Genomic DNA, 14685 nt, shown 5'->3' with positions numbered 1-14685 from the left:
TAACAATTTTGTTACTTTATATAATTTGTTGTCATTTATTGTGTTTCTTCTATGTTTATAACCTTTACATTCGCGTTAATATATGGTAAAAATATCTTTGGTTTTTTATATATTTGAGGGGGAACAAAAAAGAAAAAATAAAAATAGAGGTAACAAAAATGATTAGTACAAGAGAAGCAACTGAACGCTATTCAAAAGTAGGTGTTGTCAAAGGTAATTTACCTACATTAAAAATGTTGGTATTAGGAATTGTAGCCGGATTCTTTATTTCCATAGCCGGAACCGGTGCTGCCGCTGCATCATGTTCATTAGAAAATGCAGCTATAGCAAGATTGATAAATGCATGTATCTTCCCTGCTGGTTTAGCAATGGTAGTTTTAAACGGAAGTGAGTTATTTACAGGTAACAACCTTATGATTATTTCTGTTCTTGAGAAAAAACTTTCTGTAGCGAAAATGCTTAAGAACTGGGTTGTTGTTTATATAGGAAGTTTTATAGGAAGTGTTGTATTTACATTTTTATGTACATACGGTCATGTTTATACTTTATTTAATGGACAATTAGCAACAAATCTCTTAAGTACTGCTGTATCTAAATGCAATATTTCATTTACTGATGCCATTATTAAAGGTATTTTTTGTAATATTTTAGTATGTGTTGCAGTATTTATGACATTTATGACCGAATCTGCTGCAAGCAAAATTATATGTTTATTCTTCCCTATTATCGTTTTCGTTATTTGTGCTTTTGAACATAGCGTTGCAAATATGAGTTATATAAGTGGTGGTTTATTCATTAATCAGATGTATGGAAATTATGGATTAGATGTAACAGGTCTTAGCTGGTGGAACTTCATCGTTAAAAATTTATTACCTGTAACTATCGGTAATATCATTGGTGGTGTTGGAATCGGAGTTTTATATTGGTATTCTAACTTATATACACCAAAGCAAAAATAGACAATATTTCCAATTGACTATATTTAAAATATGTTTTAAAATAAAAGACCAAGGTAGACTTTTACCTACTCCAGTAAGGGCTAGTACTGGTTTCGACAGGGGTTTTGAAGTTGGAGAAGCTATCCGTAGATGATGCGTTAAATCATACAATTAAAATTAAACGCTGAAGATAATTTAGCTTACGCTGCCTAATTAATGGCAGCTGTCAATACAAGGTTGCCTGCGGCCCTGATATTGGCATCGACTTTAGCAGGAAACTCTGATTGCTAAGCTTTGCGCTTTCAGTGATTTTATGAAGCTACTAAGAGCAAAACGGTGTTAGTTCCGGTTTGTTTAAGGGAATGTTAAATAACTGACTATGATAGAAGAAGTACAATGGAGAGGCTTTTGGACACGGGTTCAACTCCCGTCTAGTCCACTACATGTAATGTGCTTACGAAGTAAGCATATTGCCTACGCAGACGCTTGCGGACGGTGTTCGCCTTTGAATGCGTCTGTTCCAATAATCTTTAATAAAAATACACCTCGAAATGAGGTGTATTTTTTATTTGAAATTTAATTATAACTATTTCATTCCAATTACAACAAATTCCTGTGGTGCATCATTTGAATTAGAACTTGCTACCTTCCCTAATCTGCTGGAAATACAACCCCCTGTTGCCTTCTTGCTTCATCCATAACTTTAACACACATATGTGAATATTTAATATGTTCGTCTGTAAATTTTCCAATTTCAATAAGTCGTGCCCACTCTTTTGCTTCAAATACAAGATTATTTTCACATTCAGGCACTTTAATTATCTTTTCCGTATTATCGTTAAAAATAACTTTTACTTTTCTCGGGTTAGGTATGTCCTCAATAATAATTGCTCCTTTTTCTCCCTGAATCTGACTAGGTATCTTTGAATTTGTTATCTTTGAATACAATACTTCTGCCAACATTTCAGGATATTTTGCAATTATTGTTCCCTGTCCATCAATACTATCAGGTAATATTTGTGCCATTGCCATTATTTCCTGTGGCATACCAAATAATTTTACAAGCGGATGCACACAATATACACCTATATCCGTTAATGCTCCATTTGAAAATTCCTTACGAAATGCATTTTCAAATATTCCCTGCTTATATTTATCGTATCTTGATGAATATTGACAATATTGAAAGCTTACTCTTCTAACAGGCTTAACAAGTTCTATTGCTTCTTTTATAGCAAAAAATCCCGGGTCAATTACATTTCTCATTGCTTCCATTATTACTACATTATGCTTTATTGCCAAATTTATTAATTCTTCTAATTCTTTTTGATTGCTTGTAATTGTCTTTTCAATCATTACATGTTTTCCATTTTCAATCAAAAGTTTAGTCTGTTCATAATGTAAGCTATTAGGGCTTGCAATATATACTGCATGAATTTCATCACATTTAGCAAGCTTATTCAAATCCGTAAACACCATTTTCCCATTATGCTTTTTGCTAAATGCTTCTCCTTTTTCCTTATCTCTTGAATATGTTGCCACATAGCATAAGTTATCACATTGTTCTACCGCCTCTAAAAACCAATCAACTACAAAATTTGTTCCTATCGTTGCAAAATTTATCATTCACTTTCCTCCTTTTAATATGTATTGTTTCCTACCTTTGATTAACTGATATTGGTTGGAATAGTATATATAAAACAATTTCTTTTTCCAACTATATTTTTAATCTTTCCTATCATTCATATAGTTAATTTTACATTACTTTTATGTTTTTTCAAACACATTTTATTATTCGCTATCATTTTTTATTATTTTTTATTATTTGTTATTATATGTTACTTATAAATGACGAAGTCATATCCCTGACTTTGATGCTCCTATCTTAAGACAATTTTAATTTTTTATAAATGAAAAACATTTTTTAGTTTGATATTATAAATTCACAAAACAAATTGGAGGTTATTTTTTATGAAGAAATTTTTAAAGAAGACAAATCGTGGAATTATATTGTCTGCTATTTGTCTTGTTATTCTTGTAATCTACGTTTCTGTTGATTACATAACATTCTCAACACAAAAAGATACTATTAGACAAACAACTGAAAATTATATAAACGATGTTTTAAAAACAAACTCTGAATCAGTTGATTTAAATAAACATCGCGAACTTATTACAGACATGTTAAATAATTATTGGACAGATAAACATTATTCATCAAGTGGTTCTACTATCTCAGGCATGAAAGCAACTTTAGATTCTACTCTTGACTCTGACAATTCTTTATTTGATATAAAAGATGCATCCGGTTCAGTTCAGTCAGTTAAGATTTCAAAAGCCGGTCCTAAAATTGCCAGTGCAAATATAAAATACACAGTAGATATCGTTGGAAAAGAAACATCTACAGTATTTACACCGGGTACTATTTGTACACTTAGCGATTACAATAATGATTATTACGATGATGGTTCTGAAGATTCACAAGATTCCAACAACGCCTCAACTAATGATTATTATAAAGTAAACTGCACTTGCGAAGGTACTATTTACTACACTTATGAATCAGGCAAATGGAAAATAAGTACCTGGGACAGTTATGTTACAGACTCAAACTGCACAAAACTTGACGATAAGGAGGATTAACATGAGTACAGCATTGGAAATTAAGAATATAGAAAAAAGATTTGGTTCCAGAACTGTTTTAAACAAAGTATCATTTGAAACAAAAACAGGTGAAGTATTCGGCCTTCTTGGTCCAAACGGAGCCGGTAAAACAACTTTAATTAAAATGATTACAGGTTTGCTCAATATAGATGATGGTGAAATTTTAATCAACGGAAAAAGTCTTGAGCATGACTTTGAAGCTGCCATGGAAAATATCGGAGCTATCGTTGAAAATCCTGAATTTTATAAATATATGACCGGTAAGCAAAATATTTTACAATATGCACGTTTACACAAGTCAGTAACTATTGAAAGAGTTAACGAAGTAATTGAGCTTGTCGGTTTATCAAATCGTATAAATGAAAAAGTAGGCAAATATTCTCTAGGTATGAGACAGCGTTTAGGACTTGCTATTACATTATTGCACAATCCTAAAGTGTTAATTTTAGATGAGCCTACCAACGGTCTTGACCCTGCAGGAATTAAACAGTTACGTGATATTTTAACAAATATGGCTCACAAAGAAGATGTTTGCGTTTTAGTATCAAGTCATCTTATGAGCGAAATGGAATTAATGTGCGACAGAGTAGCTATTTTGTCAAACGGAAATATTTTAAGTGTTGATACGATGGAAAATATGCTTCATATTGTATCAGGTCAGGATGTAACTTACAACTTTGAAGTATCAGACAGTAATTCTGCTATTACTATCATTACAGACTATAACCCTGATATTGTAAATTCAATAACAGGCGATACTACATTTGAATTAAAGATTAACAGGGATTCATCTAAAGACATTGTTTCTACAATTACAGATTTACTTGTTAAAAACAAAATCAGCATTTACGCCATTATTCCTATTGAAAACCAGAAACTTGAAGATGCCTTTATGGAAATAACTAACGTAAAAGGAGGTAACCAAATTGCTTAATTTAATCAAAAACGAATATTCAAAATTATTTCATAAAAAAAGCACTTATTTCTTTCTTGCAGCCATTGTATTATTTATAATTGGCATTTCAGTTTTTACAAAATTTTCCTGTAATAATAACGATGATATTTATTACTCTTCTATTGATCAGGAATTACAATATGCAACTAGTGAAACTGATGAATATAGAGACGATGCGTATATAGAAGAATTAAAACTTGCTAAATCTCTTGATTATACAATGCAAGATATATATGACAATTCACGTTGGGAATCAAATGCTTTAAGCGATTACTATTCATATTTAAGTTCAATTAATTCATTTGATAAAGATGGTTCATCTGATTTAGTCAACTCAAATGAAGACCGTGAACATTATCAAAAATTATGTGATACAATTGTTTCTTCACTTAAAGATAATGATTGGAAAAGTTATATTCAGTTAACTGCCGATTCAATTAACAACGATGGTCATACAAAAGACGGTGCTAAATTATTAAAGGATACTTATGAAAACTATTTAAAAAATGATATAGATCCTGATTCAAACGCTCAAAAATACAGTCTTATATCTAATTTTTCACAATATGATACTAGCTATTCCGATTTACTTTCAACAAAAGAAAGTGGTGCTTCATATGACGAAACAGAATTTAATACTACTGAATCAAATTATCTGATAGCAAAATATCAGTTAGAAAATAATACTGATTCAGTTATTTATAAAAACCCTGATCCTCAGATGTCATCATATGAACCATATATATACACAGGCAATGCATTTTTATCTTTAAAAAGATGTATTAATGCTACAATTATTATTGCTCTTATTTTGATTATTTTAGCCGGAACCACTGTTTCATCTGAATTTTCTAATGGAACAATTAAATTCTTACTTATAACACCTGTGAAAAGATACAAAATCTTTTGGAGCAAATTTATTACATTTTTAACATATGGATTTGTTTTAACATTATTATCATATGTATTATCTGTTTTACTCACTATTATTGTGTTTGGTACGGGAGAATTATCTACACCTCTGTTAATAGTTAAAAACGGAAGCATTATTGCAAGTTCAGGATTGTTACATATCCTCTCTAATTTCTTCATGACATTTGGAGCAATAATGATTACTGCCATCATAGCATTTATGTTATCAGCATTATTTAGGAATTCAGCTATAGCAATTGCAATTCCAATCATGATTTACTTAGGTTCGGATATGGCTGTTTCAATTGCACAAATGTTATCATTAGACTTTGTACGTTACACGATATTTGCAAATATGTCATTCTCAAACATTGTTGAAAATTCATTTACATTCTTTGGTATGACACCTATTTTTTCAGTTAGCGTTATTGCAATACACATTTTCTTATTCCTGTTTATTGCACATGATGCATTTACAAGAAGAAATGTTTAATTAAACTTATTATAAAAAGGTTACAGACTAATCACTATATATGATAATCTGTAACCTTTATTTTACTACTCTACTGTTAACTCAACCTCAATCACCAATTGCATTAACTGAATCACAACCTATTTCTTTTATAATTCTACTGTTAACTCAACAGGGCAATGATCTGAGCCCATTATTTCAGTATGAATATGTGCATCAATTATTTTATCTTTTAAATCATCAGATACAAGGAAATAATCTATACGCCATCCTGCATTCTTTTCTCTTGCCTTAAACCTATATGACCACCATGAATATATTCCTTCTGTATCAGGATAAAAATATCTGAATGTATCTATAAATCCTACCTCTAAAAGTTCCGTCATTTTCTGTCTTTCTTCATCAGTAAATCCTGCATTCTTTCTGTTTGTTTTAGGATTTTTAAGGTCTATCTCTTTATGTGCAACATTCATATCTCCTGTTACTATAACAGGCTTATTTTTCTTTAAATTTAATAGATAATTTCTAAAATCATCTTCCCATTTCATACGATATTCAAGTCGTGCAAGACCATTTTGAGAATTTGGAGTATACACTGTAACCATATAGTAATTATCAAATTCTAATGTAATTACTCTTCCTTCTTTATCATGTTCTTCAATGCCTATGCCATAAGTAACGTTTAAAGGCTTTTCTTTTGAAAAGATTGCTGTTCCTGAATATCCTTTCTTTTCTGCATAATTCCAATATGCATAATATCCTTCTTTATTCCAGTCTACCTGTCCTTCCTGAATCTTTGTTTCCTGTAAACAAAATATATCTGCATCTACATAATCAAAAAATTCCATAAAATTCTTTCCAAGACAGGCTCTTAATCCGTTTACATTCCATGATATTAGTTTTTTCATCTGATTTCTTCTCCGTTTTCCTGTGAAAGTCTGTTCTTAATCAATGACATCTTAGCATCCAGCTTTGCTGTCATTTCTGCACAGTCATATAATTCCTGTGATAATTCTTCTAGTATTTCCGGTTTTATGTTCTTTTTATATCTTAGTTTGTGTTCAAGCGTAGCCCAAAAATCCATTGCGATAGTTCTAAGCTGAACTTCGACCTTCATATACTTCTTTCCCTCTTTTAGGAAAATCGGTACTTCTACAATTAAATGTAAACTTCTATATCCATTTTCCTTAGGATTTTTGAAATAATCTTTCATCTCTAATAAAACTATATCATCCTGCTTTAATAAGCAGTCTGCTAAAAGATATATATCTTCTTCAAATGAACAGATAACTCTTACACCTGCTACATCTTTAATATATTCTTCTATTGCCTCAACAGTAAATGGTAAATTCTTTTTGTTCAATTTTTCAACAATACCATCTGCTGATTTTAATCTTGATTTAATAGTTTCAATTGGATTTCTGTCATACTGAAGTGAAAATTCTTCATTCAGTACTTTAAACTTAGTTTCTACCTCCATAATAGCACATCTGTAATATGCCATTAATTCATTCATTGGCATTATATTTTCATGCACTTTCTGAAATGTGTCAGTTTTTAGTATTCCACGGATGAAATAATCTCTAATATGCCCTACTTTCAATACTTATCCTTTCTTTTGCATGTGGTACAAAATACCCTGCATTTATTATTTTTTTTCTAATATATGTTCTATTGATGCCATATACATGTCATGATAATTCTTATCGCTATACCATTTTTCTAATGCTTCTTTATCAATAAAAGCGTCCGGTTCCATAGTCTGTCTAAACATCTTTTTACAAATCATAACATCATCTGCTTCTTCTATATAAGGAACATCTCCGCTAAATTCTACATGAAGATTTGCTTTATTTATTTTATCTTCATCTCTTCCTGATACTGTTCCTAAATAACTAAGTTCCTTTGCATACTTTTCATGGTCAAGGAATGAAATTGAAAAGCAGTCTGCATTATCAACAAACTCTTTTGTAAATCTTGTCTGTCTTATAAACACTGATACAATATCTTTTCCCCACATAACTCCCATATTGCCCCATGAAGCAGTCATTGTATTAACTTTTCCATCCTTAGCAGCTGTTATAAGCATCCATTTTTTTCCTATATCATTAAATACGTTTCCTTTATATTCTTCCGGTGTAATCTCTTTAAAATTACTCATTTTAGCAACCTCCGTTATATATTTCTTTTTATGCAGACTTTTTTACTGCATATTTAAGACTAGGAAAGTTTCTTTCAAGTCAAAGAACATTCCTAGTCTCATTTTACCACGATATTCAAATTAATTCATTATAATACTTTAATTCTGATGATATGCGCTTAAGAAGTCATTGAGTCTGTCTGCTGCTGTCGATAAAACAGACACTTCAGGTAAAAATACAACTCTAAAATGATCCGGTTGATCCCAATGGAATCCTCCACCATGAGTAAATAAAATATGTTTTTCCTTGAGGAAATCAAGAACAAATTTTTCATCATCTATAATACCAAATTTCTTAATATCAAGCTTAGGGAACATATAAAATGCTGCTGTAGGTTTTACTACTGAAAGCCCATCTATTTCATTTAAAGCATTATAAATCACTTCTCTCTGTTCATAAATTCTTCCACCCGGAACAAGTAATTCTTTTGTGCTTTCCAAATTATCAAGTGCTACCGGAATTAATGACTGTGCAGGAACATTTGAACATAAACGCATAGCTGAAAGTAATTTAATTCCTTCTATGTAGCCTTTTGCATGTTTCTTTTCTCCACAAAGGACCATCCATCCACATCTGTAACCTGCTATTAAATGTGATTTGGATAATCCGTTAAAACTTACAGTTAATAAATCAGGTGCCAATGACGAAAGAGCTATATGCTCTTTTCCATCCATAACAAGTCTGTCATATATTTCATCAGCAAATAATATTAATTCATGTTTTCTTGCCAAATCAACTATCTGCTCTAATATTTCTGTCGGATATAATGCACCTGTTGGATTATTTGGATTTATAACAACAATTGCCTTTGTCTTCGGAGTGATTTTACTTTCCATGTCTTTAATGTCAGGATACCAGTTTTGCTTGTCATCACATCTGTAATGAACTGCTTTACCACCTGCTAAAGTAACTGATGCAGTCCACAATGGATAATCAGGCATTGGCACTAAAACTTCATCTCCATAATTTAATAATCCATTCATTGACATTGTAATCAATTCACTTACACCATTTCCTGTATAAATATCATCAATTGATACATTCGGCATATTCTTACTTTGACAATATTTAAGGATTGCTTCCCTTGCTGATACAAGTCCCTTTGAATCTGAATATCCCTCTGTAATTGCAGCATTATTTCCAATTGCTTCTTCTATTTCTTTTGGTGCCTTAAATCCAAATGGTGCAGGATTTCCAATATTTAATTTTAAAATATCAATTCCCTGTTCACTCATTCTCTGGGCTTCGTCCATAATTGGTCCTCTAATATCATAACATACATAATCTAATTTTGATGATTTCTCAAATGTTCTCATTTCATTTACCTCCTGATAATCAAAATTTCGTTTTCATTGAAAACGGACTTTCATAAATATGGATTTGTCATGCATAAAAAAAGCCCTAAACGTTGTTAAACGTTTAGGGCGAATTACTCCGTGTTACCACCTAATATTCAGAACTTATTATTCTGCACTCTGCTGATGCACATCCACATCATCTCTCTGTAACGGGAGAACCCGTTGAAGCCTACTAAGCAATAATGCCGTTGGGTTCAAAGCTCCGGAACTGCTTCACTAACGGTTCATTGAAGATTTCCAGCTACCATCTTCTCTCTATAAACTCTCCGAAAGTTACTCCTCTCCTTCACAGCCTTTATTAATCTAATCTTTTAGTATAGTATCACTTAATAAAATAAATTTCAACCGTTTGATTTTATATTTTTTTAAAATTCTTTCTTATTAATGATTTTTATACTAATTGGAATCGTTATTGTTAATGCAATCACAAATGCTGCAATCGCAATCATTAAAGCGGTTATATCGCTTATATTTTCTAATTTATTTAACCAATTCATAATTGAATCAAATAAACTATCATTAACCTGTATTAAAATCTGTGCAATTAAAAATATTACCACTCCTATAATAAATGGTATTGTCCTTCCTACTTCATTTCCAAACTTTAATTCCAGAGGAATTGCTATAAAGGAGTAAATTAAAAATACTATTGCAATAACTATTCCGACAACTATTTCTATTTTCATATGATTTGTTCTCATTCTGGCTAATAAACCCAGAATTAATGAAAACATTATTCCAACACATGCAATAATACTGCAAAAAATATATTTTTCTATCACATAATCTTTTCTTTTTAACGGTAATGTCATTAAAAAAGTGTTTCCATGCTGATAATTATCATATGAAATCGTAGCCAATGCACTAACCTGTAACATTACTGCAACAAAAGATGAAATATATGTAAGTGTTATTCCATCTCCCATCATCGCACTGAATAGTGCTATAGCAAATACTATATACAAAATCCTTTTATTACTAAAAAGTAATTGAAAATCTTTTATTATTAAACCTTTCATATCTTCTCACCTTTCACTAAAACCATAATTAATTCATCTATATTGCCTTTTTCTATAACTATTTCCGGATAATTATCAACTATATATTTTCTGTCGTTAGTTATACATTTATATCCATATTTTTCCTTTTCGCAGCAAAGAATTATATTTTTATAATTTGTATCTGATTTTAAATTTTCATACTGTTCTTCATTTGCCTTTATAACTCCATACAAATCTAAAAGTTTATACATATCTTCGTGCAAAATTATTTTACCATCATTAATCATGTAAATATCATCACATAAATTTTCTAAATCACTTGATATATGAGAACTTATGATTACAGTTCGCATTTCCTCTTCCATATATGTTCTAATAATATCTAAAACTTCATTTCTTGTTATAACATCTAATCCTGCTGTTGGCTCATCAAGAATCAATATTTCAGCATTGTGACTTATAGCTACTATTACTTTTAATTTCGCCTTTGTTCCCGTAGATAAATCTTTAATCATCTTATTAAGTGGAATGTTAAAATTGTTACATTTATTCAAAAACATATCTTTATCAAAATCCGGATACATATTTTTTAATATCGGAACCAGTGCCTTAACTTTTAAATATTCACTAAATCCACTCTCTGCAAGCACAACTCCTAATTTTTCTTTGTCGTGTACATCTAACTTTCTGCTGTCTTTTCCAAAAATCTTTATTTGTCCTTCATCCAGATTAATTAAACCAAGAATCGCCTTAAACAAAGTACTCTTTCCCGCTCCATTAGCTCCAATGATTCCTGTTATTCTACCTGGCGCAATATTTAACGAACATTCAAGCCTAAAGTTCTGATAGTTTTTCTTTATATTACTAATCTCAATCATATTACATATCCTCCAAAATAAGTTCTAACAATTCTTTTATCTCATCATCAGTCATTCCACTTCTCTTTCCCTTTCTAATGGCAGTTTCAAAATCTTTTTCCACTTCTCTTCTAAGTTCCTCTAACTTAATATTGCTACCAATATTAGAAATATAGCTGCCTTTTCCATGAACTGTTACAACATAACCTTCCTGCTCTAATGCATCATATGCCTTCTTTACTGTTAAAGCACTAATTCTAAGTTCTTTCGCCATTGCCCTTACCGAAGGCAGTGCATTACCTTCCTTAAGATTTCCTCTTATTATCTGTTCCTTAACCTGATCAACAATTTGTTCATAAATAGGTGTCTGCGAGGAATTATTAATTATAAGATTCATATAACTCCCTCCTTATATAAACAGTATATAACAGTACAAACTGTTCTGTCAACTGTTATATACTGTTTATTTTTTATCTTTACTAGAGTGGATTTAATTATATATATTGGGGGAATCAAAATTTTTAGTGCAAAATTTTTTGCTGAATATTCTAATTAATAAAAGTAGATTTTTATAGAAACATGTCATATTATATATATGTTACTATTTTGTCTGGAAACAACATTTATTTTTGTCAGTTCAAAACAAAAGCAATTTTTGTTTAATACCACAGATATTTGTTTGTATCTCAGATTAGACATAATTATATGTATCAAACGATAGGAAATTTTTTCTATTTTTGCGAGCATAGTGTACCTGAAAAAGTAATGTTTGAGCCTTTAGGCGAGTTTTACTTTTTTAGGTACCATAAACGGCGCAGAAAAAAAGAAAAAATGACGTGTTTGATACATATAATTATGTCTAATCCGGAAAGTAACAAATAGCGCAGGTATTCTTTCAAGAATATGTTTATTAGCACACTATGAATTTGTAAATAAAGGAGGATTTTTATTATGAAAAAGTTTAGTCTTGTTATGACTATTATATTTGCTCTTTCACTAGGAGCATTTTTTCATGTAGATGCATTTGCATTTGACGAGAAAGAGAAAGAGACAGAAACAACTGTTACAAAACCTAATGCCCCTACAGATTTTACCGCAACTGTTTCATCTGATTCTTACTCTTCATCTGTTACACTTACGTGGAACTATGACAACTATTATGTTAATGGATTTTATATTTACAGAGCCACTTCAGAAAATGGGGCTTATGAATTATTAACTACATTGTCACGATACAGCACATCATACACTGATTACAATATTTCAAAATGTGTTCCTTATTATTATAAAATCGTAGCTTATACTTACGACTATTATTTTGGCGAAATATGTAGTGATGAAGTTGTTTCTAATCAGATACTCATACCTCTTAATCAGGTCGCACTTCAATCTGTTACAGCTTCAAGTGGAAAATCAATGACAGTAAACTGGTATCCTGTATCAGATGCTTCAGGTTATTATATCTATAGAAGCACTAATCCGGATTCTGATTTTACTTTAATTTGTGATTATATAAATTCTTCAGCCACAAATAATAATTTGTCATATTATGATTCTTTCTATGAAAATTCAGCATTATCATATACGGACTGTAATCTGACTGTAGGACAAACTTATTATTATAAAGTATGCCCTTATGTGTTATTTAATGGCCAAAAATATTCAGGTACAATTTCTTCTGCTTTATCAGATATCGTAAGAATCGATGCAACTAAAATTAAAAAATCTGCATCTAATAAACCTGGTACAAATACAATTACCTGGAAAAATTTAAATGATGCTGACGGATATATTATTTATTACTCAACATCCTATGACTCAGGTTACAAAAAATTAAAAACAATAAAAAGTAACTCAACCACTTCTTATACACAGAAAAAACTTACAAATGGAGTTGCTTATTATTACAAAGTATTTGGATATGTAAATGTAAAAGGTAAAAAATTAGAAAGTATTGAACCTGAGACATATACAAAATACTGTGATTACTACACATACAAAGATGAAGATTACACAAGCAGACATAAACGTATATTTGGTAATAAAAATATTTATAAATACAAAAACAGCAAACAAGCTTGGAAAAATATGAAATTAGTAAAAGCTAAAGTTTGGGATATAAACAGGCATGGTAAAAAATATACGAGAACTTTTTATCTCTATGTTCATAAAGGTGTTGCTCCTTCTGTAGATAAAATGTTTAAAGAAATTTATAAAAGCAAGGAAAGATTCCCAATACATGATATCGGTTGTTATAATTGGCGCGGAAATTCATCAACTTCTGAGCATTGCTTAGGCCTTGCCTTTGACATCAATTCAAACGAAAACTATATGGTCCAGGGGAAACAAATTCTTGCCGGTTCTTTCTGGAAGCCAAAGAAAAATAAATACTCAATACCTTTGAAATGTAATTTGGTAAAAATTCTTGAAAAATATGGATTTAGCCGAGGATTCTGGGGTGAGCGTAAAGATTATATGCACTTCTCTTATTTTGGAGGTTAAATAGCAAATAAAAGGTGTATTAGCCATTAAAATAATCAGTAACAGATTACTATTACATAAATGGCAAATACACCTTTTATTATGTTCTTTGTATTCATAATTTTTTATATTGCTTTTTACTTATATTTTTTCTTATATATACTTTTTAAAGTCTTTCTTTTTAATTTAAAAGCATATAGATTACCTACTGTTTATCAGTTTTAATTTTTTCGCTTATTTTTTCAAATAAAAACTGACCTACATAACTTGACAATATTCCTGTGACAACTCCTGCTAAAACATCACTCGGAAAATGAACTCCGACATATAATCGTGAAAGTGCAATTAATATTGCAAGGATTAATGTCGGTACCCCATATTTCTTTGGAGCATTTCTAAATATTGCCCATGCACATGCAAATGAACTTCCAGTATGACCTGATGGAAATGACCAATCTTTTTGCTTTTCAATTATCAAATTTAATGCAGAAATCTGATTATAAGGTCTTACTCTTGCCACAAGATTTTTCAAAATAAAGTTATTAATTACAAGTGATGATATAAGAGATAATGCACATATTCCACCTAATTTTCTTGTTTTTTTAAAAATTAGCAAAATTAATGTTATTGCAATCCAAATCATTCCTGCATTTCCAAGTGAAGTTATAAATTTAACAATTGGAGTCAAAATATCATTTCTTATATTATCCTGAATCCAAAGAAGAATATTACCATCTATATCTAACAATTTATCTATCATACATTACCTCACGTATATTTATCTTTCTTAATTTAAGCAATAATATACTATCACATATCTAAAATATTATAAACGAATAAAATTTT

General features: G+C 30.3%; 14 protein-coding genes, 1 other RNA gene and 1 other annotated feature. Of the genes, 6 read left to right on the top strand and 9 right to left on the bottom strand.

From position 1 onward, the window contains the following. Positions 1–158 precede the first annotated feature (158 nt). Complete coding sequence (locus tag N5B56_RS08560) at positions 159–959, top strand: formate/nitrite transporter family protein (protein WP_147586488.1); 801 nt, start codon at positions 159–161, stop codon at positions 957–959. A gap of 77 nt (positions 960–1036) precedes the next feature. Beyond that, positions 1037–1380: a transfer-messenger RNA gene (gene ssrA, locus N5B56_RS08555) on the top strand. Between the two features lie 209 nt (positions 1381–1589). On the opposite strand, the gene N5B56_RS08550 is transcribed toward ssrA, so the two are convergent. Beyond that, the gene (locus N5B56_RS08550) at positions 1590–2564 is read right to left on the bottom strand and encodes a Gfo/Idh/MocA family protein (protein ID WP_260978745.1); all 975 of its coding nucleotides are present in this window, start codon (positions 2562–2564) and stop codon (positions 1590–1592) included. A gap of 345 nt (positions 2565–2909) precedes the next feature. Between N5B56_RS08550 and N5B56_RS08545 the strand changes: the two genes are divergently transcribed. The 3 genes from N5B56_RS08545 to N5B56_RS08535 are packed head-to-tail and all read left to right on the top strand — an operon-like array spanning position 2910 to position 5962. Then, entirely contained in the window at positions 2910–3581 is a 672-nt protein-coding gene (locus N5B56_RS08545) for a hypothetical protein (protein WP_260978744.1), read from the top strand. Position 3582: 1 nt separating this feature from the next. After that, a complete protein-coding gene (locus tag N5B56_RS08540; RefSeq protein ID WP_260978743.1) occupies positions 3583–4536 on the top strand; it encodes an ABC transporter ATP-binding protein in 954 nt (317 codons plus the stop codon). Further along, positions 4529–5962, top strand: coding sequence for an ABC transporter permease (locus tag N5B56_RS08535; RefSeq protein ID WP_260978742.1), 1434 nt, complete (start codon positions 4529–4531; stop codon positions 5960–5962). Before N5B56_RS08540 ends, N5B56_RS08535 begins: the two co-directional genes overlap by 8 nt. A 128-nt stretch (positions 5963–6090) precedes the next feature. Here N5B56_RS08535 and N5B56_RS08530 read toward each other — a convergent pair whose 3' ends face one another. The 7 genes from N5B56_RS08530 to N5B56_RS08500 form a co-directional block, all read right to left on the bottom strand. After that, complete coding sequence (locus tag N5B56_RS08530; protein ID WP_260978741.1) at positions 6091–6849, bottom strand: exodeoxyribonuclease III; 759 nt, start codon at positions 6847–6849, stop codon at positions 6091–6093. Continuing rightward, positions 6846–7544 carry a GTP pyrophosphokinase gene (locus N5B56_RS08525; RefSeq protein WP_022089802.1) on the bottom strand — a complete coding sequence of 233 codons (699 nt, stop codon included), beginning with the start codon at positions 7542–7544 and terminating at the stop codon, positions 6846–6848. Before N5B56_RS08525 ends, N5B56_RS08530 begins: the two co-directional genes overlap by 4 nt. 45 nt (positions 7545–7589) lie before the next feature. Beyond that, the gene (locus tag N5B56_RS08520) at positions 7590–8102 is read right to left on the bottom strand and encodes a flavin reductase (RefSeq protein WP_022089801.1); all 513 of its coding nucleotides are present in this window, start codon (positions 8100–8102) and stop codon (positions 7590–7592) included. A 138-nt stretch (positions 8103–8240) separates the two neighbouring features. Further along, positions 8241–9458 carry an aminotransferase class I/II-fold pyridoxal phosphate-dependent enzyme gene (locus tag N5B56_RS08515; protein WP_260978740.1) on the bottom strand — a complete coding sequence of 406 codons (1218 nt, stop codon included), beginning with the start codon at positions 9456–9458 and terminating at the stop codon, positions 8241–8243. Positions 9459–9559: 101 nt separating this feature from the next. Further along, positions 9560–9799, bottom strand: a binding site (T-box leader). A 66-nt stretch (positions 9800–9865) separates the two neighbouring features. After that, positions 9866–10519: an ABC-2 transporter permease gene (locus tag N5B56_RS08510; protein ID WP_260978739.1), complete on the bottom strand. Its 654-nt coding sequence runs from the start codon at positions 10517–10519 to the stop codon at positions 9866–9868. Continuing rightward, complete coding sequence (locus tag N5B56_RS08505) at positions 10516–11379, bottom strand: ABC transporter ATP-binding protein (protein WP_022089798.1); 864 nt, start codon at positions 11377–11379, stop codon at positions 10516–10518. Before N5B56_RS08505 ends, N5B56_RS08510 begins: the two co-directional genes overlap by 4 nt. 1 nt (position 11380) lies before the next feature. Further along, on the bottom strand, positions 11381–11755 hold the full coding sequence (locus N5B56_RS08500; protein ID WP_022089797.1) for a GntR family transcriptional regulator: 375 nt from the start codon (positions 11753–11755) through the stop codon (positions 11381–11383). A gap of 554 nt (positions 11756–12309) precedes the next feature. Between N5B56_RS08500 and N5B56_RS08495 the strand changes: the two genes are divergently transcribed. Next, a complete protein-coding gene (locus tag N5B56_RS08495) occupies positions 12310–13860 on the top strand; it encodes a M15 family metallopeptidase (RefSeq protein ID WP_260978738.1) in 1551 nt (516 codons plus the stop codon). 184 nt (positions 13861–14044) lie between these two features. On the opposite strand, the gene N5B56_RS08490 is transcribed toward N5B56_RS08495, so the two are convergent. Further along, a complete protein-coding gene (locus N5B56_RS08490) occupies positions 14045–14599 on the bottom strand; it encodes a phosphatase PAP2 family protein (protein WP_260978737.1) in 555 nt (184 codons plus the stop codon). Positions 14600–14685: the final 86 nt, after the last annotated feature.

Source organism: Eubacterium album (assembly GCF_025336545.1).
Lineage (GTDB): Bacteria > Bacillota > Clostridia > Lachnospirales > Lachnospiraceae > Eubacterium_U > Eubacterium_U album.
This window is presented reverse-complemented; position numbering and strand designations above follow the sequence as displayed.

Coding starts and splice junctions, on each gene's coding strand:
- N5B56_RS08495 (WP_260978738.1), top strand. CDS start 12,310: ATGAAAAAGTTTAGTCTTGTTATGACTATTATATTTGCTCTTTCACTA.
- N5B56_RS08505 (WP_022089798.1), bottom strand. CDS start 11,379: ATGATTGAGATTAGTAATATAAAGAAAAACTATCAGAACTTTAGGCTT.
- N5B56_RS08540 (WP_260978743.1), top strand. CDS start 3,583: ATGAGTACAGCATTGGAAATTAAGAATATAGAAAAAAGATTTGGTTCC.
- N5B56_RS08510 (WP_260978739.1), bottom strand. CDS start 10,519: ATGAAAGGTTTAATAATAAAAGATTTTCAATTACTTTTTAGTAATAAA.
- N5B56_RS08530 (WP_260978741.1), bottom strand. CDS start 6,849: ATGAAAAAACTAATATCATGGAATGTAAACGGATTAAGAGCCTGTCTT.
- N5B56_RS08500 (WP_022089797.1), bottom strand. CDS start 11,755: ATGAATCTTATAATTAATAATTCCTCGCAGACACCTATTTATGAACAA.
- N5B56_RS08515 (WP_260978740.1), bottom strand. CDS start 9,458: ATGAGAACATTTGAGAAATCATCAAAATTAGATTATGTATGTTATGAT.
- N5B56_RS08550 (WP_260978745.1), bottom strand. CDS start 2,564: ATGATAAATTTTGCAACGATAGGAACAAATTTTGTAGTTGATTGGTTT.
- N5B56_RS08560 (WP_147586488.1), top strand. CDS start 159: ATGATTAGTACAAGAGAAGCAACTGAACGCTATTCAAAAGTAGGTGTT.
- N5B56_RS08520 (WP_022089801.1), bottom strand. CDS start 8,102: ATGAGTAATTTTAAAGAGATTACACCGGAAGAATATAAAGGAAACGTA.
- N5B56_RS08490 (WP_260978737.1), bottom strand. CDS start 14,599: ATGATAGATAAATTGTTAGATATAGATGGTAATATTCTTCTTTGGATT.
- N5B56_RS08545 (WP_260978744.1), top strand. CDS start 2,910: ATGAAGAAATTTTTAAAGAAGACAAATCGTGGAATTATATTGTCTGCT.